The sequence below is a fragment of the Stenotrophomonas rhizophila genome (genome assembly GCF_003651185.1).
Lineage (GTDB): Bacteria > Pseudomonadota > Gammaproteobacteria > Xanthomonadales > Xanthomonadaceae > Stenotrophomonas > Stenotrophomonas maltophilia_Z.
On sequence record NZ_RCDC01000004.1, the window covers coordinates 393,103 to 413,801 of the forward strand.

General features: G+C 66.7%; 18 protein-coding genes and 1 pseudogene. 9 read left to right on the plus strand and 10 right to left on the minus strand.

Annotated features, from left to right (window positions below):
• The first annotated feature begins 4 nt into the window (after positions 1-4).
• The 4 genes from BCL79_RS01680 (at position 5) to BCL79_RS01695 (ending at position 3,394) form a co-directional block, all read left to right on the plus strand.
• A complete protein-coding gene (locus BCL79_RS01680) occupies positions 5-1,351 on the plus strand; it encodes a TFIIB-type zinc ribbon-containing protein (protein WP_121036874.1) in 1,347 nt (448 codons plus the stop codon).
• Positions 1,348-1,614: a hypothetical protein gene (locus BCL79_RS01685; protein ID WP_121036875.1), complete on the plus strand. Its 267-nt coding sequence runs from the start codon at positions 1,348-1,350 to the stop codon at positions 1,612-1,614. Before BCL79_RS01680 ends, BCL79_RS01685 begins: the two co-directional genes overlap by 4 nt.
• Positions 1,615-1,684: 70 nt before the next feature.
• On the plus strand, positions 1,685-2,632 hold the full coding sequence (pip, locus tag BCL79_RS01690; protein ID WP_121036876.1) for a prolyl aminopeptidase: 948 nt from the start codon (positions 1,685-1,687) through the stop codon (positions 2,630-2,632).
• Positions 2,633-2,641: 9 nt separating this feature from the next.
• The gene (locus BCL79_RS01695) at positions 2,642-3,394 is read left to right on the plus strand and encodes a sulfite exporter TauE/SafE family protein (RefSeq protein WP_121036877.1); all 753 of its coding nucleotides are present in this window, start codon (positions 2,642-2,644) and stop codon (positions 3,392-3,394) included.
• On the opposite strand, the gene BCL79_RS01700 is transcribed toward BCL79_RS01695, so the two are convergent.
• Together BCL79_RS01700 and BCL79_RS01705 are read right to left on the minus strand one after the other, a co-directional pair.
• A complete protein-coding gene (locus tag BCL79_RS01700; protein WP_121036878.1) occupies positions 3,333-4,799 on the minus strand; it encodes a serine hydrolase domain-containing protein in 1,467 nt (488 codons plus the stop codon). The two genes, BCL79_RS01695 and BCL79_RS01700, sit on opposite strands and share 62 nt — an antisense overlap.
• Before the next feature lie 144 nt (positions 4,800-4,943).
• Positions 4,944-8,417 (minus strand): autotransporter outer membrane beta-barrel domain-containing protein, encoded by a 3,474-nt coding sequence (locus tag BCL79_RS01705; RefSeq protein WP_183073628.1) that lies wholly within the window; start codon positions 8,415-8,417, stop codon positions 4,944-4,946.
• A gap of 202 nt (positions 8,418-8,619) precedes the next feature.
• Between BCL79_RS01705 and BCL79_RS01710 the strand changes: the two genes are divergently transcribed.
• On the plus strand, positions 8,620-9,843 hold the full coding sequence (locus tag BCL79_RS01710; RefSeq protein WP_121036880.1) for an MFS transporter: 1,224 nt from the start codon (positions 8,620-8,622) through the stop codon (positions 9,841-9,843).
• 10 nt (positions 9,844-9,853) lie between these two features.
• Here BCL79_RS01710 and BCL79_RS01715 read toward each other — a convergent pair whose 3' ends face one another.
• Together BCL79_RS01715 and xth are read right to left on the minus strand one after the other, a co-directional pair.
• The gene (locus BCL79_RS01715; protein WP_121036881.1) at positions 9,854-10,651 is read right to left on the minus strand and encodes an AraC family transcriptional regulator; all 798 of its coding nucleotides are present in this window, start codon (positions 10,649-10,651) and stop codon (positions 9,854-9,856) included.
• An 80-nt stretch (positions 10,652-10,731) separates the two neighbouring features.
• Positions 10,732-11,532: pseudogene (gene xth / locus BCL79_RS01720) on the minus strand (exodeoxyribonuclease III); the annotation flags it as partial.
• A gap of 181 nt (positions 11,533-11,713) precedes the next feature.
• Here xth and BCL79_RS01725 point away from each other — a divergent pair.
• From BCL79_RS01725 to BCL79_RS01740, 4 genes are all read left to right on the plus strand, one after another.
• Positions 11,714-12,334: a DNA-3-methyladenine glycosylase gene (locus BCL79_RS01725; RefSeq protein ID WP_121036883.1), complete on the plus strand. Its 621-nt coding sequence runs from the start codon at positions 11,714-11,716 to the stop codon at positions 12,332-12,334.
• A complete protein-coding gene (locus BCL79_RS01730) occupies positions 12,331-12,909 on the plus strand; it encodes a M23 family metallopeptidase (protein WP_121036884.1) in 579 nt (192 codons plus the stop codon). The genes BCL79_RS01725 and BCL79_RS01730 overlap by 4 nt, the downstream gene beginning before the upstream one ends.
• Before the next feature lie 89 nt (positions 12,910-12,998).
• Positions 12,999-13,496, plus strand: a complete 498-nt coding sequence (locus BCL79_RS01735) for a ferritin-like domain-containing protein (protein ID WP_121036885.1) — start codon at positions 12,999-13,001, stop codon at positions 13,494-13,496.
• 23 nt (positions 13,497-13,519) lie between these two features.
• Positions 13,520-14,599 carry a catalase family protein gene (locus tag BCL79_RS01740; protein WP_121036886.1) on the plus strand — a complete coding sequence of 360 codons (1,080 nt, stop codon included), beginning with the start codon at positions 13,520-13,522 and terminating at the stop codon, positions 14,597-14,599.
• 32 nt (positions 14,600-14,631) lie between these two features.
• On the opposite strand, the gene BCL79_RS01745 is transcribed toward BCL79_RS01740, so the two are convergent.
• From BCL79_RS01745 to BCL79_RS01770, 6 genes are all read right to left on the minus strand, one after another.
• The gene (locus tag BCL79_RS01745) at positions 14,632-15,255 is read right to left on the minus strand and encodes a hypothetical protein (protein WP_121036887.1); all 624 of its coding nucleotides are present in this window, start codon (positions 15,253-15,255) and stop codon (positions 14,632-14,634) included.
• 3 nt (positions 15,256-15,258) lie between these two features.
• Positions 15,259-15,600, minus strand: coding sequence for a type II toxin-antitoxin system prevent-host-death family antitoxin (locus BCL79_RS01750; protein WP_121036888.1), 342 nt, complete (start codon positions 15,598-15,600; stop codon positions 15,259-15,261).
• 92 nt (positions 15,601-15,692) lie between these two features.
• Entirely contained in the window at positions 15,693-18,035 is a 2,343-nt protein-coding gene (locus BCL79_RS01755) for a GH92 family glycosyl hydrolase (RefSeq protein ID WP_121036889.1), read from the minus strand.
• A 106-nt stretch (positions 18,036-18,141) separates the two neighbouring features.
• Positions 18,142-19,629, minus strand: a complete 1,488-nt coding sequence (gene proP, locus BCL79_RS01760; RefSeq protein WP_121036890.1) for a glycine betaine/L-proline transporter ProP — start codon at positions 19,627-19,629, stop codon at positions 18,142-18,144.
• Positions 19,630-19,909: 280 nt separating this feature from the next.
• Complete coding sequence (locus BCL79_RS01765) at positions 19,910-20,239, minus strand: thioredoxin family protein (protein ID WP_121036891.1); 330 nt, start codon at positions 20,237-20,239, stop codon at positions 19,910-19,912.
• A 9-nt stretch (positions 20,240-20,248) separates the two neighbouring features.
• The gene (locus tag BCL79_RS01770; protein WP_121036892.1) at positions 20,249-20,662 is read right to left on the minus strand and encodes a host attachment family protein; all 414 of its coding nucleotides are present in this window, start codon (positions 20,660-20,662) and stop codon (positions 20,249-20,251) included.
• Between the last annotated feature and the right edge of the window lie 37 nt (positions 20,663-20,699).

The window sequence follows — 20,699 nt, forward strand, 5'->3', positions numbered from 1 at the left end:
CACCATGTCCGACCCCAAGATTCCACCGCCGATCCCGGCGGTTCCGCCGCCGTTGCCGCCTTCCCCGGTGGCCCCGGTCACTGGCCCGGGCTCGCCCCGGGAGGTGCCGCCGTTGCCGGGCAGTTTCCCGGTGGATCCAGCCACCCTGCCCCAGCCCATCCGCGATGAGGTGCAGGCCCCGGATCCGGTCGCGCTGGACACCGCCGCGGCCGAGCTGAAGGACGGTCTCAACCGCTGCCCGAAGTGCGGCTCCAGCGATATACGGCTCAAGCTGGGCACCGATGTGCTGGTCTGCCAGTTCTGCCGGCACGAATGGCACGGTGAGCGCGTTGAGGAGGCCTTTGGCTTTGGTGAAGGCATCGGTGAGCTGCGCGGCACGGTCATCGCCTCGGGCGCACGCGACATCGAAGCCGATACCGCCAGCCTGATGAGTTTCAAGTGCACTGGCTGCGGTGCCGAAGTCACGATCAACACCGAAAGCACCATGACCGCACGCTGCCACTGGTGCCGCCATGTGTTCGGGGTCAACGAGCAGATCTCCAATGGCGCGGTGCCCGATGCGGTGCTGCCGTTCCATATCAGCAAGGACGATGCGGTCGCGCGGATCCGCCAGTTCGTGGACAAGCGCCGCCTGTTCGCACTGAAGGCGTTCAAGGATCAGTTCACGCCCGAGAATGTCTCCGGCGTCTACCTGCCCTACATGGTGGTGGACAGCAATGTCAGCGCCAGCGTATCGGGCAAGGGCGAGATCCAGACCCGGCAGTACACGCGCGGCACCGAGAAGAACAAGAAAACGTATTACGACGCCGACGTTTACCAGGTGGACCGCCAGGTGGATTTCACCGTGGACGATCTCACCATGGAATCCTCGGCCGAGCGTGGCAACCTCGATACGCAGACCAACACCAACAACATCATCAACGCGATCCTGCCGTTCGACACCAAGAACGCCCTGAAGTGGAACGCCTCCTATCTGGCCGGCTTCACCTCGGAAAAGCGCAACCTCGACGTGGAAAAGCTGCGCCCACGGCTGGAGGACCAGCTGCTGTCGATCGCCCGCGCCCAGGTGGAAGGCTCGGTGCGCCGCTACGATCGTGGCGTGCGCTGGGAACGCGAGCGCGTGGATGTGCACGGCACGCGCTGGGTATCGATGTACCTGCCGGTGTGGCTGTACTCGTACCACCAGCCGGGCCGCAATGGCGGCATGCTGCACTACATCGCGGTGAATGGCCGCACCGGTGAAACCATGGGCAGCGTGCCGGTGCAGCAGTGGAAGCTGCTGCTGGCCGCGCTGACCACCGGCACCATCATTGAAGCCCTCGTTCTCTTCTTCCTGGTAGCTGCCTCATGAGCGATGACAGTGGACTCTGGCTGCTTGCCGCCGGCCCCGCCGGTGCCACGGCGTTGTACTGGGCGTTGTACCGGTACTACCGCAACACCGACAAATCGCATGCGTTCGAGCGTGATACCGCGATCGAGGCCAAGCCGGTGACCGGCGCGGACCGCAAGGTCGATACGGTGATCGGCACGCAGGAGCGACGCATCCGCGGTGACAACGTGGCGGCGTATCGGACGCGGGTGCAGCGCGACAGGGACAGCGCGCCGCCATTGTGACGCGTCACGGACGCGGCTCGACGAACCCGGGCGGTATCATGGGGCGTCAGTTTTCCGTAGGACGCCCACCATGCGCACGCTTTATCCCGCGATCACACCCTTCCGCACCCATCAGGTGGCGGTCGATGACCTGCACACCTTGTTCGTCGAGGAGTGCGGCGCTGCGGACGGCATCCCGGTGGTGTTCCTGCATGGCGGGCCGGGTGCCGGCGTATCGCCCACCCACCGGCGCTTCTTTGACCCGTCACGGTATCGCATTGTCCTGATCGATCAGCGCGGCAGCGGCCGCTCCACGCCGTTCGGTGAGCTGCGGGACAACACCACCCAGCACCTGGTCGCCGACGTGGAGATCATCCGCGCGCGGCTGGGCATCGAGCGCTGGCTGGTGTTCGGCGGCTCCTGGGGCTCCACGCTGGCACTCGCCTACGCCCAGGCCCATCCGGAACGTGCCACCGGCCTCATTCTTCGAGGGGTCTATCTGGGCCGTGCCGAAGAGAATCGCTGGTTTGCCGAAGCCGATGGCGGTGCGCGCTGGGTGTTCCCGGAGCGCTGGGCGGCCTACGAGGCGCATATCCCTGAAGACGAACGCGGCGACATGATCGCCGCATACTGGCGTCGCCTGGACAGTCCGGACCAAGCGACCCGCATCGCCGCCGCGCAGGCCTGGCTGGGGTGGGAAGATCACGCTGCCACGCTGGAACACGACGTCGACGCGGTGTCCGGTGACGATCCGCTGCACACCCTGGCCAAGGCGCGCATCGAAGCGCATTACTTCCGCAACCATGCCTTCCTCGATCATGCGCAGCTGCTTCGCGATATCGACCGCATCCGGCATCTGCCGGGCGTGATCGTGCAGGGCCGCTACGACATCATCTGCCCGGCCCGCAGTGCGTGGGACCTGGCCTGTGCCTGGCCCGAGGCCTCGCTGCAGATGGTGGTGTCCGGTCACAGCGCAACGGAACCGGCGACCGCCGATGCCCTGGTGCGCGCGACGGATGCCTTCGCGGACGCGCAGTAAGGAGTCGTCGTGGATTCGATCTACCTGGTGGTGGCGTTGGGCGCCATCGTGGCGGGCTTTGTGCAGGGGCTGTCGGGCTTCGCGTTCGGGCTGGTGGCGCTCTCCTTCTGGGCGTGGGTGCTGGCTCCCAGGCTGGCGGCCACCCTCTCGGTGTTCGGTGCCCTGACCGGCCAACTGCTGGCGGCGTTCACCGTGCGCCGCGGCTTCAATCTGAAGACCCTGCTGCCTTTCGTGCTGGGCGGGCTGGCCGGGATTCCGCTGGGCGTCTACCTGCTGCCCCTGCTCGACATGCACTGGCTCAAGGCGATCCTGGGCACCTTGCTGGTGCTGTGGTGCCCGGCGATGCTGCTGTCACGTCAGCTGCCGCGTATCTCGGCGGGCGGGCGCGCGGCCGATGGTGTGGTGGGATTTGCCGGCGGCATCATGGGCGGTCTTGGAGGATTCACCGGCACCCTGCCGACGCTGTGGTGCACGCTGCGCGGTTATGAGCGTGACGTGCAGCGCTCCGTGGTCCAGAACTTCAACCTGTCCATGCTGCTGGTGACCATGGGCACCTATGTCGGCACCGGCATCGTCACCCGCGAAATGCTGCCGATGTTTGCCATCGTGGCGCCAGCCATGTTGATCCCGACCCTGCTCGGCACCCGCCTGTACATCGGCATCAGCGACCTGCGGTTCCGGCAGATCGTGCTCAGCCTGCTCACCGTGTCCGGGATCGCGTTGCTGGCCTCGTCGTTGCCGGCGCTGCTGGGCTGGCGCTGAGGCCGCGCTGCGGCAGCGGCAGACGGTTGCCGACGAAGTTGACCACGTTCTCCATCGCATCGGGATCGACATTGCTCAGCCCGATCACCACGTAGCCGTTGCTGGGCAGCACGATGAGCGCGGCATTCGCACCGGGCGCCCCACCCTCGTGGCCATACTGGCGCTGCTCTCCCTCACCGCTCACCATGAAGCCGTAGCCGTACCAGCCCTTGGTATTCTGCGGTGAGGTGGCCGCGTCCAATGCCGCGGCCGGGATCAGCCGGCCACTGCGCAACGCCTCGGCGAACCGGAGCAGATCCTGGGCGGTGCTGTAACCGCCGCCCGCCGATGTACCGCGCAACGGCAGGCTCTTGGTCTCGCGCACCCAATGGCCCTCGCTCAGCGTGTAGGGCACCGCGCGGCCTGGCACCAGGGTCGCCTCGGGCGCCGCTCCCGTGGAAGTCATGCCCGCCGGCGCAAAGATGTGCTGTTCGACGTAGGCATCGTAAGACTGTCCCGATGCCGCCTCGATGATCGAGCCAAGCAGGATGTAGCCGTAGTTGGAATACTGGTCCTGGGTGCCGGGTTTGAAGGCCGGGGCCGCAGCGCCATAGACGGGCCAATAGTCGGCCAGCGTTTTGAGCGATGTCTTCCGCGCCTCGAATGCCTCGTCGAAGATCTCTCCAAGGCCGCTGGTGTGGTTGAGCAGCTGCCGGATCGTGACACCGGTGGCGACGGCCGGATTGGGGTAATGCTTCAGATGCTGGGCAATCCTATCGTCCAGTGTCAGCTTGCCCGCCTCGGCCAACTGCAGGATCGCCACCGCGGTGAACATCTTGTTCAACGAGGCGAGCCTGAATGTCGTGGTGCTATCCACCGGAATACCCTGCTCCCGGTCGGCCAGCCCGCCCTGCCACGCCATCAGCACCTTGCCGTCCTGCGCCAGCAGAAAGGTGCCGGAGAGCTTGTCCTGTGCTGCCAGCGCATCCAGACGGGCAGGGCTCTGCGCGATGAGCGCGGGCATCTCAAGCCGCGCGGGCCGGAAGGCGACGGGTATCTCCACGCCTTCCAGCTGCAAGGTCTTGAGCCGCGGTCTGTTGGCAGGATCGATGGCCACGGTGATCAGCACCCCGCGATCGCTGGTTGTGCCGCGCACGATGGCCGCGACGGTATCGGGTGTCTCCACGGTTCTGGTCAGCACCTCGAACGGGCCGAAGGTCTCGCGGATATCCAGATACCGCTGCGCGGTGTGGTCGATGCCGTAGGTCGACAGCACGGTCCGCAGTGTGTCGGGATCGCCGACGTTGTAGGCCGCGAGCCAACGATTGAAGATCTGTTGGGCCGAAACAGGGGCCGCCGGTGTGGCGGCCCAGACGCTGGCGCTGACGAACAGCAGCGCAAAGGTGAGCAATCTGATCAACACCATCCGGTCCTCCCGTGCACGGGGCTTCGGCCCGGCCGTGAGATGGATTATGCATGCGCTCCTCAACCGCGCTGCATGCGCATCCACAGGGCAGCCCTGCCGATCCAGACGCTGCTCACCTGCTGGTGCTTTGCGTACTGCCGCTGCTTACCAGCGTGCGTTGAGGCCCAGCTGCGCACTCACACTGCGATACCCAGCATCGCCACGCTGCAGGCCGAGGTCGCCCCACGCCGACCAGCGCGTCCCCAACTGCAGCATCGCACCGCCGCGCACTTCGTAACGGTTCTTCGGCACCGCACCCTCGATCAGCGCATCGTCCATCCAGATCCGGTTTCCGCCACCCTCGTGAAGCCAGTGCGCAGCAACGAACGGCTGCACGCGGCGCTCCTCGGTGCGCACGTCACCACTCAGGCGCACGCCCAATCGAGAGGAAAGCCCCCCCGCGGCACCGACGGCGACCTGGGTGCCGTTGTGTTCGGTGATCCGGTCGGCACGATAGTCGGTGTAGGTGAGCTGCAGCTGCGGCTGCACCATCAGTTGGGTCCCGCTGCGCATCCGCATGGCCCACGCGTAGCCGGTCTCAACCGAGGCGGCCTGCGTCTGCGCGTCCTGACGCTCCTTCGCCAGACCGATGCCCTGCACGGTGTTGCGGTAGCGGCCATGCTGGACCCAGCCATCGGCATACGCGCCCGTTCCTTCGCCCGGACGCTGCAGCCACGTCGCATAGATGCCCAGCGCACCGCCCTTTACCGTGCCCGTCGCCGCATAACCGCTCAGCCGCGAACGCACGTCGGTCGAGGCCTGCCCGGCCGCCAGCAGCACACCGGCGCTGCCCTGGCTGGCCCCGCCCCAATGCAACACATCCAGGCCGCCCATCAGCACCGTTGCACGGCCTGTCAGTGCCAGCTGCCCGGCGACGTCCTGCCGGGTCTGGCTGCTGCTGACACGCAGCCAACCGGCACCGCGCACCTCGCCCATGCCGTCAGCACCATTACGGTCCTGCAGCCGATGCTGGAACAGGGACACGGCGGCCGCCTGGTTGGCCAGATAGGCCCCCGCTTCGGGCCGCACGATCTGCGGCGGCGGCGGGCGATCGCAGGCGGTGTCGCCTTCCGCGGCTTCGCAGGGATCCGGCGGTACGATGCCGCAGCCGGGGCCAGTGGGGTCGGCCTCACACGGTTCCGGCGGCGGTACGATGCCGCAGCCAGGGCCGGCGGGGTCGGCCTCACACGGTTCCGGCGGCGGTACGATGACGCAGCCGGGGCCGGTCGGGTCGGCCTCACACGGTTCCGGCGTCGGTACGATGACGCAGCCTGGGCCAGTGGGGTCGAGATCGCACGGTTCCGGCGGCGGCACGATGACACAGCCTGGGCCAGTGGGGTCGAGATCGCACGGGTCCGGCGGCGGTACGGTGACGCAGCCGGGGCCAGTCGGGTCGAGATCGCACGGGTCCGGCGGGGTCGGGGTCAGCGCAGAGCGCAGGTACCAACCCCCATCGCCGGGCGTGGTGACGCCGCCCTTGTGCAGGAAATAGTCATAGCTGCCTGCCACGGCCCGCCCGTTCAAGGTGTAAGCCGCATCGGACCGGCCATCGACCTGGATCAGCTGGATGCCGTTGCTCGTCTGCGCGCCCAGGCCGTGCACATTGTTGACCTGGATGCCCGCGCTGCCGCGGGTGTCGCCGCGCACGTGCAGGAAGTCGATCAGCGAGGTGTCATCGCCCAGCGCGCCGTTGAAGATCAGCAGCGCATTGTTCGCCTCGACGTCGCCGGACACGGTGAGCCGGTTGAAGCTCGTGCTGCCCGCTGCCGACAGGGCCAGGGTGCTGTCCTGCAGGTTCAGCTGGCCGACGCTGGCGTCCCCCGTGAGGGTCCAGCGGCTGTTGTCGGACAGCGCCACCTGGTTGACCGCGGTAGTGGCGCCCACCCAGTGCGAACGGCCGTTGAGGCGTACGCGGATGTCGGCCAGTACCGGTACGCCGGCGGCAATGTCCTCCGGGGTGATTGCGATGTCGCCCTGCGCGTAGACATCCTGGTCCAGGTGGAGCTCGAACGGGCTCGAGAAAGCAGCATCCACATCCATCAACGTCCCATTGCCGCCGATCAGCTGGGCGCCGTTGCGTGCTGCCACCTCACGCGCGGTACGCACCCACAATGCAGCATGGCGCTCACTGATCAGCGAGCCGCCATCGATATCCAGCCGGCCGTTGGCATTGACCACGCCTGCATAGGCCTCCAGGCCCTGGGTGCGCACGTGCGTGTCGCGCAGCGTCAGCTCCCCCGGGCCACCGCTGAGCACGCCGTAGCCCTTGGCGCCAGTGGTCAGCAGGGTGCTGTCGCGCAGATGCACGATGCCGCCAAGACGTGCGACCGCACCAATGCTGCCTGCGCCGGTGGTGGTGACGTCGACGCCATCGGCTTCGAAGAGCGGCTGCCGCCCACCCGTGTCGTAGGACGCATACAGACCATGCGCCGAGGCGCCACCGGTGTGCATCGTCAACCCATCCAGCGTTGCAACGCCTTGGCGATTGTCGATGCCCACCCCACCATCGCCGCTGGTGGTGATGCTGCCGCGAAGCATGGTCAAAGCAGACGCTCTGGGCATCCAGATGCCGCTGCGCCGGTTTGCGGTGATCTCCACATCGCTCAGCCGCACATCGCTGCCGTCGCCGTTGATGTTGATCCCGTAGCCCCCGGCCGTGATCGTCGTCCCGATGATGTCGGCCCGGCTGTTCGCCCTGAGGTAAACACCATCGCCACGCTCGTGGTCCGAGCGCAGTGCACTGTTCTCGATGCGCAAGGTGCCACCGCTGAGTTCAACGCCCATGGCGTATTCGCCGGCGACGTGGAGATCGGAATTGATCAGCGACAGCGTAGCGCCCCCCGCCACCCGCGCCCCGGCGCTGCCATCGGCTGCGGTGCTGACCTGCACGTTGTCGCCCTCGATGCGTCCACCATTGAGCGCATACAGGCCGTCAGAGTAGCTGGCACCGGTCTGGATCCGTGCATCGCGCAGCGTCACCACCGCGTTGTCTGCCATCACGGCGTGGGACCGGTCACCGCTGGTCTGGATCCGGCCTCCCACCATCTCCACCTGCGCAGTGCCGGTGGCCACCAGCCCGTGCGACCCGCTACCGGTGGTTTCCAGCGTCGCATTGCCCATCACCAGCGTGCCCGAATCGACCTGCGCCGCCGTGCTGCCCCGGCCACTCGTGGCGACCCTGGTGCCCTGTCCGCCAGCATCGGCCTGCAGCTCGATGCGGCCGCCCGTGGCGACAGAAAGCCCAACCGCACTGGCCCCCGAGGTGGTGATGTCGCCCGCAGCGAAGATGAGCGTGCCAGCACTTTCGGCGCGGGCGGCGGCCGTATTGGCACCGCTGGCGGTAAGCGATACGGGCCCGCCGGAGCCGATACTGCCGCCATTGAGCGCATGGAAGACATACCCGGCGGCTCCGTCATCGGCGGACGCATAGCTGCCCGAGATGACGTCGAGCGGGTGACCATCGGCGACGACCGGCCCCAGGCTCTGGGCCAGGACGGGCCCGCTGCACGCGCAGGTCGCGGCAATGGCGAGCGAAAGCGGGCGCAGACGGTTCAGGCGACTGAGGGTGCGAGTGGTCATGTCGGGATAGCCGGTCGTTATGAAGCCGACGACTTTAGGAGCGCTGCCCTCTTGAAGATATGCAATTAGTTGTAATGTCACAGACGCCGGCATGTCCTTAACGCGACGATATCCGCCCAGATCGCGAGAGACGCGGTGCCATACACGGCTTACGCTTGCCCCGTCGATGCCCATGGCTCCATCCGCTCCTGATCCTGCCCCCATGACCACTGAAACCGCTGCCCCGCCCGTCCTCCCCACCGAACCCCTCACCCCCGCCCCCAACCAGGGCTTTGCGATCCGCATCGTCGGTGCCGCAGCGTTCGCGCACCTGCTCAATGACATGATCCAGGCGGTGCTGCCGGCGGTGTACCCGATGTTCAAGAGCGAGTTCTCGCTCACCTTTGGCCAGATCGGCATCATCGGCCTGGTGTACCAGGTCACGGCCTCGCTGCTGCAGCCGTGGGTGGGCATGTACACCGACAAGCGGCCGCTGCCGTATCTGCTGCCCTCGGGGATGATCGCCACGTTCGTCGGCATCGCGCTGATGGCGATGGCCACGAGTTACGAAATGCTGCTCATCGCCGCGGCCATCGTTGGCATCGGGTCGGCCACCTTCCATCCGGAAGCCTCGCGCGTAGCGCGGATGGCCTCGGGCGGTCGCTTCGGTACCGCGCAATCCACGTTCCAGGTCGGTGGCAATACCGGCTCGGCGATCGGGCCGCTGCTCGCCGCCGTCATCGTGATTCCGCATGGGCAGCGTGCGATCGCCTGGTTCATGCTGGCGGCCGCATTGGCCATCACCGTGCTGTTCCGCCTCACCGGTTGGACCGTGCAGCATGGTCAGGCCAAGATGAAGAGCCTGGCCAAGAGCCATGGCGTCGGGCTGAGCCGTGGCAAGGTGATCCAGGCCATCGCGGTGATCGCAGTGCTGATGTTCGCCAAGTTCGTGTACATCGCCTCGTTTACCAACTACTTCACCTTCTACCTGATCGAACGCTTCGGCCTGAGCGTGCAGCAGAGCCAGATGTACCTCTTCATCTTCCTGGCTTCGGTCGCGCTGGGCACCTTCATTGGCGGCCCGGTCGGTGACCGGATCGGTCGCAAGGCGGTGATCTGGATTTCCTTCCTGGGCGTGGCGCCGTTCGCGCTCGCCCTGCCCTACGCCAACCTCATGGGCACCGCCGTGCTGGCAGTGGCCGTCGGGCTGATCATGTCCTCGGCATTCGCCGCACTGGTGGTGTATGCGCAGGAAGCGGTGCCGGGCCGCGTGGGCATGGTGTCGGGCCTGATGTTCGGCCTGATGTTCGGCATCGGCGGTATTGGTGCAGCCGGGCTGGGCAACCTGGCCGACGTGCATGGCATCGTATGGGTCTACCACTTCACCTCGTACCTGCCACTGCTCGGGCTGGCGACGGCGTTCCTGCCGAAGACGACGATGCACTGAGGCGTTTGCCTCAGTGGAAGAACTGACTCGGCAGCTGGCCGAAGCGCTTTTTGAACATCGCGGTGAAGGCGCTCGGACTGGCATAGCCCAGCGCGAGCGCCACGTCGATCACCTTTTCGCCGTGCGCCAACTGTTCCAGTGCACGCAGCAGGCGCGCCTGTTGCCGCCATTGCCCGAAGGTCATGCCCAGCTCGCGTGCGCACAGGCGCTGGATGGTTTTGACATCCACGCCGAGGCGGCCGGCCCAGTCCTGCAGGGTGGACGGATCGTCGGGCATGGATTCCAGCTGCCGGCCGATCGCCTGCAAACGTGGATCGGCGGGCTGCGGCAGGTGCAACGGCAGTACCGGCAGCATCTGCAGCTCATCCAGAATCAACTGCATCAGCCGCCCGTCGCGCGAATCCGGCCGGTACGCTGGCTGCACCTCCATCGCGGCATGGATCAACGCCGCCAGCAACGGCGTCACCGATACGGTGGACGCGCTGGCCGGCGGGTGGGCGATCGCCTGCGGCAGGATGTACAGGCTGCGCATGCCGACCGCGCCGATGCAGCTGACCTTGTGGCCCATGCCGGCCGGGATCCAGATCGCGCGCGTGCTGGGCACTACCCAGCGCCCTGCCCCGGCCTGAACCACCAGCACGCCGGTTTCGGCGTAGACCAGTTGATGGCGGTCCGGATGGTGATGCAGCGCGATGATCGTGCCGGCAGGATACTCGCGCGCCCGGCAGAACACGGGCGTTTCCGGGCCGGCCGGCAGGCGTTTACCTTCGCCGACGCTTGGGGCGATGTCCCTTTTCCGATATGGCATGGCAATACCCTCGCAAACGACCTGCCGGAGGACTGTAGCGTGTCCAGCGTGTTTTCGATATCGGGCCGGTGCGGCTATCGGGGCTTGGGTGGCGCCACGATTTCGATCCAGGTCGGTGCATGGTCGCTGGGCTTTTCCAGCGCCCGCACCCAGCGGTCCACGCCCGCGTCCTTGAGGCGAGGCGCAAGCACCGGATTGAGCAGCAGATGATCGATGCGCAGCCCTCGGTCGCGGGCGAAGTGTTGGCGGAAGTAATCCCAGAACGTGAAGATCTGCGTGTCACCGTGCACCGCACGCAGGCTGTCGGTCCAGCCCTGCCCGAGCAGCGCCTGATACGCATCGCGCACCTCGGGCTGCAGCAGCGCGTCTTTGCGCCACGATTTGGGGTCGTAGATATCCGCATCCGTGGGCACGACGTTGAAGTCGCCAATCAACGCGACCGGGTGCGGCAGCGCGACCAGGCTGTTCGCGTGCCGATGCAGGCGTTGCATCCACGTCAGCTTGTAGTCGAACTTGGGCCCCGGCTGCGGATTGCCGTTGGGCAGGTACAGGCCGCCCACGATCACACCATGCGCAGCCGCTTCCAAATAGCGGCTCTGGTCGTCTTTCGGATCGCCAGGCAGGCCACGCCGGCTCTCGATCGGGTCCTGGCCGCGCGCCAGCAGCGCGACGCCATTCCATGAGCGCTGTCCCTGCCAGATGCACCCGTAGCCTGCATCGCGGATGGCGGCCTCCGGGAAGGCCTCCTGGGTCGCCTTGAGTTCCTGCAGGGCAACGATATCCGGTTGTTCGCGCGCCAGCCACGCGAGCAGATGCGGCAGCCGGGTCAGCACGCCGTTGACGTTGAAGGTCGCGATTTTCAGGCGCTTTCTGGCAGGCATGGTACGTGCTGCATGGCGGCGGAGACAGGCCTCGAGGATTGCCCTGCGCCAATCAACCTGCCGCGAATGCCAGGCGAGCATGGCGTGACGATGCCGGCGCCTTGATCGTGCATTGACCCTCGCCGCGTCACAGTAAGCGCTGGTTCCAGGCTGACAAGGTGCAACCATTGCGCGGAAGGTCATGAAGACGTGGAAGGTTCTACCGCGGCGCTTCTACCAGCGCCACCCGGCCGAGGTGGCGCCCGAGCTGCTGAACAAGCTGCTGGTGCGCGATGACGGTCGCGCGGGGCGCATCGTGGAAGTGGAAGCGTACGCAGGGGACCAGGACCCGGCGGCGCATTCGTATCGCGGCATGACCGCGCGCACCGCCACGATGTTCGGTGAAGCGGGTCATCTGTACGTATATTTCAGCTATGGCATGCACTGGGGCTCGAACGCGGTGTGTGGCGAGATCGGCCAAGGCTGGGGCGTGCTGCTGCGGGCGCTGGAGCCGGTGGCGGGACTGGCGTTGATCCAGGAGGCGCGGCCGGCGATCAAGCGCGCGCGCGATCTGGCCAGTGGCCCGGGCCGGCTGTCGCAGGCGATGGGCATCACCAACGCCCTGGACGGCGCGGATCTGGTGCGCAATGACCGTGGCATCCGGATCGTGTCCGATGGGATGGCGCCACCGCAGGCCCCGGTGGTCGGGCCGCGGATCGGCATCAGCAAGGCGATCGAGTTTCCGTGGCGCTGGCATGTACCGGCGCATCTGCATGTGTCGGGACGCACGGCGGCGAAGAAGAGGGGCGGGACCACATCGTGAGTGCCTCACCGTCCGCCACCTCCCCCGCCCGACGCGTACGACGCTGGCTCGTACGGGTGTTCGTGCTTGTCGTCTGCATCGTGGTGGCCGGGGTGGTGTGGAACAGCCCCATCGCCGAATCGCCCCGGGCGCTGTGGCGCCTCTCGCAGATGCCCGCCCCCACTGCCCTGCCTGTGCCGGTAGCCGGCGTTGCCGCACGCCAGGTGGCCGATACGTTCGGTGCACCTCGCGGGCGCGACCGTACGCATGCCGGCGTGGATATCTTCGCCAAGCGGGGCACCGAGGTGCGCAGCGCCACCCCGGGGATCGTTGCCGATATCCGCGAGAGCGGCCTGGGCGGGCGTCAGGTCTGGGTAATGGGGCCGGCGCGCGAGCGCTATTACTACGCCCATCTGGATGACTGGCGCGAAGACCTGGCGCGTGGCGACATCATCGCGCAGGGCGACGTGCTGGGTTACGTCGGTGACACCGGCAATGCCAAGGGCACGCCGCCGCATCTACACTGGGGCATCTATGGTGCCGACGGCGCCTACGATCCGCTGCCTTTGCTGAAAGCGTGGCCAGACGCGCCCTGAGCGCGTGCAGAGCCCCTTCACAACAAAGCGCACCGGACTAACACCCACGCGCCTAGCGTCGGACACTCAAACCCACCGGCAGTACCTCCATGGCGATCAAGACCGCAGAAGACCTGTTCATCCACGAGCTGTCGGATATCTACAGTGCAGAAAAGCAGCTGACCAAAGCGCTGCCCAGGATGGCGCGCGCCGCCTCCAACCCGGACCTGGCCGCCGCCTTCACCCTGCACCTGGACGAAACGCAGGGGCAGATCGAGCGCATCGATCAGGTCGTCGAACTGCTGGGCATCCGGCTCAAGCGGATCAAGTGCGCTGCGATGGAAGGCCTTGTCGAGGAAGGCAAGGAGGCCATCGACAGCATCGAAGAAGGCCCGGTGCGTGATGCCGCACTGATCGGCGGTGCGCAGAAGGTCGAGCATTACGAAATCGCCTCGTACGGCACCATCGCCGCATTGGCCAAGCAATTGGGCTACAAGGCGGCGGTGCCACTGCTGCTGGAAACGCTCAAGGAAGAGAAAGACACCGACGAGAAGCTGACCCTGCTGGCCTTGGCCGGCGGGGGCAATGCCAAGGCCGCTGCGGCCTGATCGCCACCACAAAGGAGCCTTGCATGTCGCTGCGCCCACCCGTTCTCTACCACGCCTCGCTCGAATACGCCGACGCGGACGAAGCCACGCACATCCGCGAGCTGACCGAGGTATTCGCGCGCATGGCGTTGACCGTGGCCGAGCAGGAAGGCCATGCGCATCGTGCGGTCCATGCCAAGGGCCAGGGGTTGTTGAAGGGGCGGCTGCGCGTGCTGGATGGATTGCCGGCGGAGCTGCGCCACGGCCTGTTCGCGCGGCCGGGAAGCTACGACGCACGGGTGCGCCTTTCCTCCCCGCCGGCCGAGCAGCTCCCCGATGCCGTGTCCACTCCACGCGCGATGGCGCTGAAGGTCATCGGCGTGGAAGGCCCACGTGCCGAGGGTGCCGAAGAACAGCACACGCAGGATTTCCTGATGGTCAACGGCCCGGCCTTCAACACACCCGGCGTGGCCGGTTTCCTGCGCGCGGCCAAACTGCTGGCCGCCACCACCGAGCGGATGCCCCGCACCAAACGCATGATCTCGGCGACATTGCGCAGTGCGGAGGCGGCGCTTGAAGCGCTCGGCGGGCAAAGCGCCACGTTGAAGGGCATGGGCGGCGAGCCGCAGCATCACCCGCTGGGGGAGACCTTCTTCAGCCAGGTGCCCTTCCTCTACGGCCCGTACATGGCCAAGTTCTCATTGGCCCCTGTCTCGCCTGCCCTGCTCGCACTGACCGGTGACAAGATCGGCTCGGACGAAGATGCACAGCGCGAGGCGGTGGTGGCCTTCTTTACCGACCTCCCCAATCCGGTGGAGTGGGAGCTGCGGGTGCAGCTGTGCCGGGACGTGGAGCGCATGCCGATCGAGGATGCATCGGTCGCCTGGCCCGAGGCCGACAGCCCGTTTTTCCCGGTGGCGCGCCTGAGCGTGGCGCAGCAGCAGGCGTGGCAGCCCGACACCTCGCCCGGCATCGAGGATGCACTGGCGTTCGCGCCGTGGCACGCGCTGGCCGAACATCGTCCACTGGGTGGTTTGAATCGCGCGCGCCGCGTGGTGATGGCCGCCTCGCGTCAGTTCCGCTCGCGGTTCAATGGGTGTCCGATCCACGAGCCGGTGGGCTGAGGCCAGCTTCGGGCGCAGGCGCGAGGTGCGCCTCAGCGGATGTCGTGCAGTTCCATGGCGCGCATCACGATCGGCTTGGCCCAGTCCGGGGTCTGCAGCAGCTCGATCGCCGAGGCCGGATAGTGCAGCCCGTTGCGGTCCAACTGCAGCACCGGCAGCGGTTCGGCGCCATCGGCATCGGCCGGGGCACTGTTGTCGTAGACGTGCAGCTCAGCCAGGTGCGGCAGCAGGGCCAGCAGGTTCTCGCGCGATGAATCGTAGCGGGCGCGGATCTTGTCGGCGGGAATATCATGCCCGCCGCGGCTGACCCGTGCGGCCACGCGTTCGATGTGCAGCGCCACGCTCTGCAGGCCGCAGAACCAGATCGCCACATCGTGGCGGTCGCAGGCCTCGCGTAGCAGGCGCGGGATGGTATTGCCGCCCAGCGTGGTTTCGAACGCGAAGTCGGTGCCTTCGTCGATCGCCTGCCGCAGCCGGCGCGCGCCTTCGTTCCACGCCGCGGCATTGGCCTCGCCCAGCGACCAGCCCGTCTCCACCAGGCGGCGGGTGAACGTATCCGGGTTGAACCAGGTCAGGCCTTCTTCTTCCAGCCACATGCCCAGCAGCGAACTCTTGCCGGCGCCATTGACGCCGGCCAGCACCAGAATGCGTCCCATCGGTCAGAGCGGACTGCCGAGGGCAACCTTGCGGCCGCGGCGGATCGGCTGCCCCAGTACCTTGCCCAACCCGCCATCGCGGCCAAGGCTGGCCAGCGTGGTATCGAAGGCGTCGCGCAGACGTTCCAGCTCGCCCAGGCGCTCGTCGGCATCGCCGCCGGCGGCCTTGGCCAGCAGTTCCTGGTAGGTCTTGATGTCCACGATCACCGCTTCGGGGTGATTGTGGTTGGTGATCACCAGTGCCTGCTTCTCGCGGACGGTGCGCATCAGGCTGGGCCAGCCGCGGGTTTTCACCGACGAGGCCGTGGCCTTCTCAAGGCCGGGCAGATCCAGTGGCAGGGTCATGGCACGCTCCAGGACGGGATGTGCCCACTATACCCCTTCTGGCCAAATTGGACATAAATCCCATTTTGGCCAGAGGGGGGGCCGGCTGCCGGTCAGTGGGACATCGAGTACGGCTGCTCGGCGCCCTGCCCCGGCCAGGCCTTGTTGGGCTCGGCCTGCAGGGTGAAGCGCAGCTCCCCGCCGGCCAGGATCTCGTCGTGGCGCAGGAAGGTGCGCTGCAGCGGCTGGCCATTGAGGGTCACCGAACCGACATAGTCGTGGCCCTTGCCCAGCCCGTCGGTGACGATGGTGAAGGTCCTGCCGTTGGGCAGGTGCAGCGCCGCCCTGGGCAGGAACGGACGGCCGATGATGTACTCGCCGCTGCCCGGCGCCACCGGGTAGAAGCCCAGCGCGGTGAACACGTACCACGCCGACATCTGGCCCAGGTCGTCATTGCCGGCCAGGCCATCGGGACGGTCGGCGTACTGGGTATCCATGATCTGCTTCAGCCGGGCCTGGGTGCGCCACGGCTGGCCGGCATGGGCATACAGGTAGGCCACGTGGTGGCTGGGCTCGTTGCCGTGCGCGTACCAGCCGATCAGGCCGGTGATGTCTTCCATGTGCTCGAAGATGGACGGGTCGACCTTGGCCTCGAACACCTGGTCCAGACGGGCCAGCAGCGCATCGCTGCCCCCGTGCGCGGCGGCCAGGCCGGCCACGTCGTGCGGCACGTACCAGGAGTACTGCCAGGCGTTGCCTTCGGTGTAATCCGTGCCGTAGCCGCTGGCGCTCGGATCGAACGGCGTGCGGAAGCTGCCATCGCGCTTGCGCGCCCGCATGAAACCGGTGTCCTTGTCATAGGCATTGCGCCAGTTCGTGGCGCGCTTCTCGAACTCGCTGGCGACCTGGGTGTTGCCCATCGCCTTGGCCATGCGCGCGATGGTCCAGTCGTCGAACGCATATTCCAGTGTCTTGCTGGCGGCCTCGCCTTCTTCATCGATCGGCACCCAGCCCAGCTCGCGGTACTGCGCGATGCCGTCGTACGGGCCGTAATTCGCGGTGGCCACCATCGCCGCCAACGCCTTGTTCTCATCGAACCCGCGGATGCCCTTGAGGTAGGCATCGGCGATCACCGGCACGGCGTGGTAGCCGATCATGCACCAGGTTTCCTGACCGTGGAACGCCCAGACCGGCAGCATCCCGTAGGCGCTGTTGTGCTGGTGCGCGAGCAGTGAATTGATGAAATCGCTGTTGCGCTTCTCCGGCTGCACCAGGGTCAGCAGCGGATGCAGGGCGCGGTAGGTGTCCCACAGCGAGAACGTCGAGTAGTTGGTATAGCCCTCGGCGCGGTGCACGGCATTGTCCGAGCCGCGGTACTGGCCATCGCTGTCCATGAACACGGTCGGCCCGAGCAGGCTGTGGTACAGCGCGGTGTAGGCGCTGCGACGGTCGTGCTCGGGGCCGTCGATATCCAGCACCGACAGTGCCTGCGTCCATTGCGTTTTCGCCTCGGCACGGACACGATCGAAATCGAAGCCCGGTACTTCACTCTCCAGGTTGGCGATCGCACCGGCCTCGCTGACCGACGAGATCGCCACCGTCACCACCAGCGGCGTGTCCAGCGTGCCGAAATCGAAGGTGCCGACCAGCTGGCGGCCTTCGATCTGCGCACGCTGGGCCGGGCTCTGATGCCCCGGCGGCGGGAAGCCTTTGTAGGCGATGTCGGTTTCGGTGTTGTGGAAGGCGTGACCGGTCAGCGGCCGCGAGAAGCGCATCGCGAAATACAGCTGGCGCCCCGGTGCCCAGCCGCGGGTCTCGCGGAAGCCGGTGATGGTGCCGTCCTCACGGGCGCGCAGGCGCGACCACATGATCTTGCCGGGGTAGTCGTAGAGGCTGGTGCGCAGGTCCAGCAGCACGCGTGCGGGCTGGTTGGCCGGATAGGTATAGCGATGCACGCCGACGCGGGTGCTGGTGGTCAGCTCGGCGCGCACCTTCGGATCATCCAGGGTGACGGCGTAGTAGCCTGGTTCGGCGCGCTCGTCGTCGTGGCGGAAGCGCGAGGTATAGCCGCTGCCGGGTTTGTCCGGATCGCCCCGCTCCAGGCTGGCATCGGTGCGCACCGGCATCAGCAGCACATCGCCCAGATCGGAATGGCCGCTGCCGGAGAAGTGCGTGTGCGAGAAGCCGACGATGCTGGTGTCGTCATGCCGGTAGCCCGCCGCCCAGCCATACGCCTTCTCGCGCGGCTGGATGCGGGTGTCCGGGCTGAGCTGCACCATCCCGAACGGAACGGTCGCGCCGGGATAGGTGTGCCCCTCCCCGGCCGTGCCGATGAACGGATCGACCGCCGCATAGGCGCGTTCGCCGAGCTTCGCCGGTGCCGCCGTGGCCGTGCCGGCCACCAACATCGCGCCTACCGCGAGCCCCAACCACCGCACCGTCCCCGTTTTTGTCATGGCGTTGAATTTAGATCGATTCAGGTGAGGTTGATCCTAGCACTGGCCGATCGAGCTGACATGTTGCGGTGCGGGTGTTGCCGGCGCCGGGCCGAGCGGACGGCGCCTACGCGGGACGCGCATCCTCCGGCACCGCAGCCACCGGCAGCGTCGGCTGGGTCGCATCCACCGTGACCGGCTCGTCGCTGTGCATCAGCGCACGGGCTTCGGCCTCGCTGGCTACCGCCGGCGGCGAACCACGCAGCGGCATCCCGGCCGTCTCACGCACGAACAGCATGGTGATCACGCCGATCACCGCCGCGCCCATCAGGTAGTACGCCGGCACCAGCGGATCGCCGGTGCGCTCCACCAGCCAGGCGGTCACCAACGGCGTGGTGCCACCGAACAGCGAAACCGAGACATTGAAGGCGATCGACAGCGCGCTGTAGCGCACCGGCGTGTAGAACAGCGCCGGCAGCGTGGACGGCATCGAGCTGGTGAAGCACACCAGCGCCACGCCGAGCAGCATCAACCCGAGGAAGATCAGCCAGTCATTGCCACTGCCGACCAGCTTCAGGCACGGGATCGCCAGCAGGAACAGCGCGATGCAGGCACCAATGATCATCGGGCGGCGGCCCAGGCGATCGCTGAACAACCCGCCCAGCACATTGAGCGGCATCATCACCAGCATCACGATGATGATCAGCAGCAGGCCCTTGCTCTCGGCGTAGCCCATCGTGACGCTCAGATAGCTGGGCATGTAGGTGAGCAGCATGTAATCGGTCACGTTGAACACCAGCACCAGGCCGACACAGATCAGCAGCTGTGCCCAATGCACGCGGAACAGCGCGCCCAGACCAGGGCGCTCGTGATCGCGCTTCTCGGCCTCTTCGGCATACGCGCGGAAGGCAGGTGTCTCTTCCAGCTTCATGCGCATGTACAGGCCAAGCAGACCCAGCGGACCGGCCACCAGGAACGGAATGCGCCAGCCCCAGTCCAGCATCTGGGTGCTGCTCAGGGCCATGTGCAGTGCGGTGACCGTGCCGGCACCGGCGATGTAGCCACCCAGCGTGCCGAACTCCAGCCAGCTGCCCATCAGGCCGCGGTTGCGGTCGGTCGAATACTCGGCGATGAACGTCGCCGCGCCGCCGTACTCACCGCCGGTGGAGAACCCCTGCACGATGCGGGCAAGCAGCAACAGCGCTGGCGCCCAGATGCCGATACGGTCGTACGAGGGAATCAGGCCGATGCTGAAGGTACCGGCGGCCATCAGGATCATGGTGGCCGCGAGCACCTTCTGCCGCCCGTACTTGTCACCCAGCGGGCCGAACACCAGGCCGCCCAGCGGGCGCACCAGGAAGGCGACGGTGAAGGTGGCAAACGTGGCGATCAGCTGTGCGGTCGGGCTGCTGTCGGGGAAGAACACGTGGCCGAGGGTGACGGCGAGGTAGCCGTAGACACCGAAATCGAACCACTCCATCGCATTGCCGAGCGCGGCGGCGCCAACGGCCTTCTTCAACATGGGGCGATCAACGACGGTGACTTCGTCGACATGCATCTGGCGGCGGCGTTTGAACCAGCCGAAATGAGCGTGTGCGGCAGGCAGGTCCTGCATCTGCTTTCTCCTGGAAGCAGGCCATCGCGGCGCCCGAGGTCCCGCGCACGGCACAGGAAATACCGCCTCTGATGACACAGCGCGATGCGCGAGGAGGGGTTGCAACAGACGATCCCGGACGGCCGCGTGGACTCAGCGACGCTGCGGGAAGGATGACCAGGAAGCGGGCAATGGCCCGGGGGTGATCAAGCGGACCATATTACTACACTTGGCGCACTCGATCCCCTCCATGCGTGTCTGCGGCGCATGGAACAGCGTGTTTCAAGCTGTTTCCCTGGCGCTACTGGCCGCGTTCCAGCGCGTCGATCAGCGGCGCCAGATCCTCGCGCTCATGCGGCCGCACCGCCCGCGCGATTTCCTGGCCATCGCGAAACAGGATCACGGTCGGCCACAGCTTCACGGCAAAGGAGCGGCCCAATGGCCGCCCCTTCCCATCCTCGACCTTCAGGTGCGTCGCATCGTAGCCGCCAAGGAACTTCTGCAACAGGGGCTGGGCGGCACTGCAATGGCCGCACCAGCCGGTGCCGAATTCCAGCAGCACCCATCCGCTGCCCGCATCGATGTCGGCACGGGTGATGTCCGATGGGCTGTACTCACGCACGAAGGCCATGGGCGGTCCTCAGGACAGTGCGCGCTGGATGTCCTCCAGCGGCGCGTTGGTGAAGTCCTTGGCGAGATCCTTGATCAGGCGCTCCTGCGTTTCCTTGTGCAGCAGTGGGCGGATACGGCCCAGTGTCTGCGGATCGGCGATCAGGATCAGATGTGCGTAGCGGTTCTTCAACGCGTCTTCGTTCAACTGCGCCGCAACCTGCTTGGCAAACGTCGCCTCGTTGAGCTGGGAAATCGTCATTTCCTGCGGCACCGAGCCGGACGGGCCCTGCCCGGACGCGCCGGTTTCGCTGACGGCCTGCAGCTGCAGTTCCCCCTCCTGCTTGAGTTGCAGCTTATGCGACGTGCCGACGTTGGTGAACACGCGGGCCGAGCCGCCATCGGCGACAACAACGAGGGTACCTTCGGGGATCTGCTGACTCATCATCTACTCCTTATGGGGAAAGCCGAGCGCGGTTGCA

What these genes read in the sequence shown, in the direction of transcription:
- BCL79_RS01680 (WP_121036874.1), top strand. Translation starts at nt 5, where the DNA reads ATGTCCGACCCCAAGATTCCACCGCCGATCCCGGCGGTTCCGCCGCCG.
- BCL79_RS01685 (WP_121036875.1), top strand. Translation starts at nt 1,348, where the DNA reads ATGAGCGATGACAGTGGACTCTGGCTGCTTGCCGCCGGCCCCGCCGGT.
- pip (WP_121036876.1), top strand. Translation starts at nt 1,685, where the DNA reads ATGCGCACGCTTTATCCCGCGATCACACCCTTCCGCACCCATCAGGTG.
- BCL79_RS01700 (WP_121036878.1), bottom strand. Translation starts at nt 4,799, where the DNA reads ATGGTGTTGATCAGATTGCTCACCTTTGCGCTGCTGTTCGTCAGCGCC.
- BCL79_RS01705 (WP_183073628.1), bottom strand. Translation starts at nt 8,417, where the DNA reads ATGACCACTCGCACCCTCAGTCGCCTGAACCGTCTGCGCCCGCTTTCG.
- BCL79_RS01710 (WP_121036880.1), top strand. Translation starts at nt 8,620, where the DNA reads ATGACCACTGAAACCGCTGCCCCGCCCGTCCTCCCCACCGAACCCCTC.
- BCL79_RS01715 (WP_121036881.1), bottom strand. Translation starts at nt 10,651, where the DNA reads ATGCCATATCGGAAAAGGGACATCGCCCCAAGCGTCGGCGAAGGTAAA.
- BCL79_RS01725 (WP_121036883.1), top strand. Translation starts at nt 11,714, where the DNA reads ATGAAGACGTGGAAGGTTCTACCGCGGCGCTTCTACCAGCGCCACCCG.
- BCL79_RS01735 (WP_121036885.1), top strand. Translation starts at nt 12,999, where the DNA reads ATGGCGATCAAGACCGCAGAAGACCTGTTCATCCACGAGCTGTCGGAT.
- BCL79_RS01740 (WP_121036886.1), top strand. Translation starts at nt 13,520, where the DNA reads ATGTCGCTGCGCCCACCCGTTCTCTACCACGCCTCGCTCGAATACGCC.
- BCL79_RS01745 (WP_121036887.1), bottom strand. Translation starts at nt 15,255, where the DNA reads ATGGGACGCATTCTGGTGCTGGCCGGCGTCAATGGCGCCGGCAAGAGT.
- BCL79_RS01750 (WP_121036888.1), bottom strand. Translation starts at nt 15,600, where the DNA reads ATGACCCTGCCACTGGATCTGCCCGGCCTTGAGAAGGCCACGGCCTCG.
- BCL79_RS01755 (WP_121036889.1), bottom strand. Translation starts at nt 18,035, where the DNA reads ATGACAAAAACGGGGACGGTGCGGTGGTTGGGGCTCGCGGTAGGCGCG.
- proP (WP_121036890.1), bottom strand. Translation starts at nt 19,629, where the DNA reads ATGCAGGACCTGCCTGCCGCACACGCTCATTTCGGCTGGTTCAAACGC.
- BCL79_RS01765 (WP_121036891.1), bottom strand. Translation starts at nt 20,239, where the DNA reads ATGGCCTTCGTGCGTGAGTACAGCCCATCGGACATCACCCGTGCCGAC.
- BCL79_RS01770 (WP_121036892.1), bottom strand. Translation starts at nt 20,662, where the DNA reads ATGAGTCAGCAGATCCCCGAAGGTACCCTCGTTGTTGTCGCCGATGGC.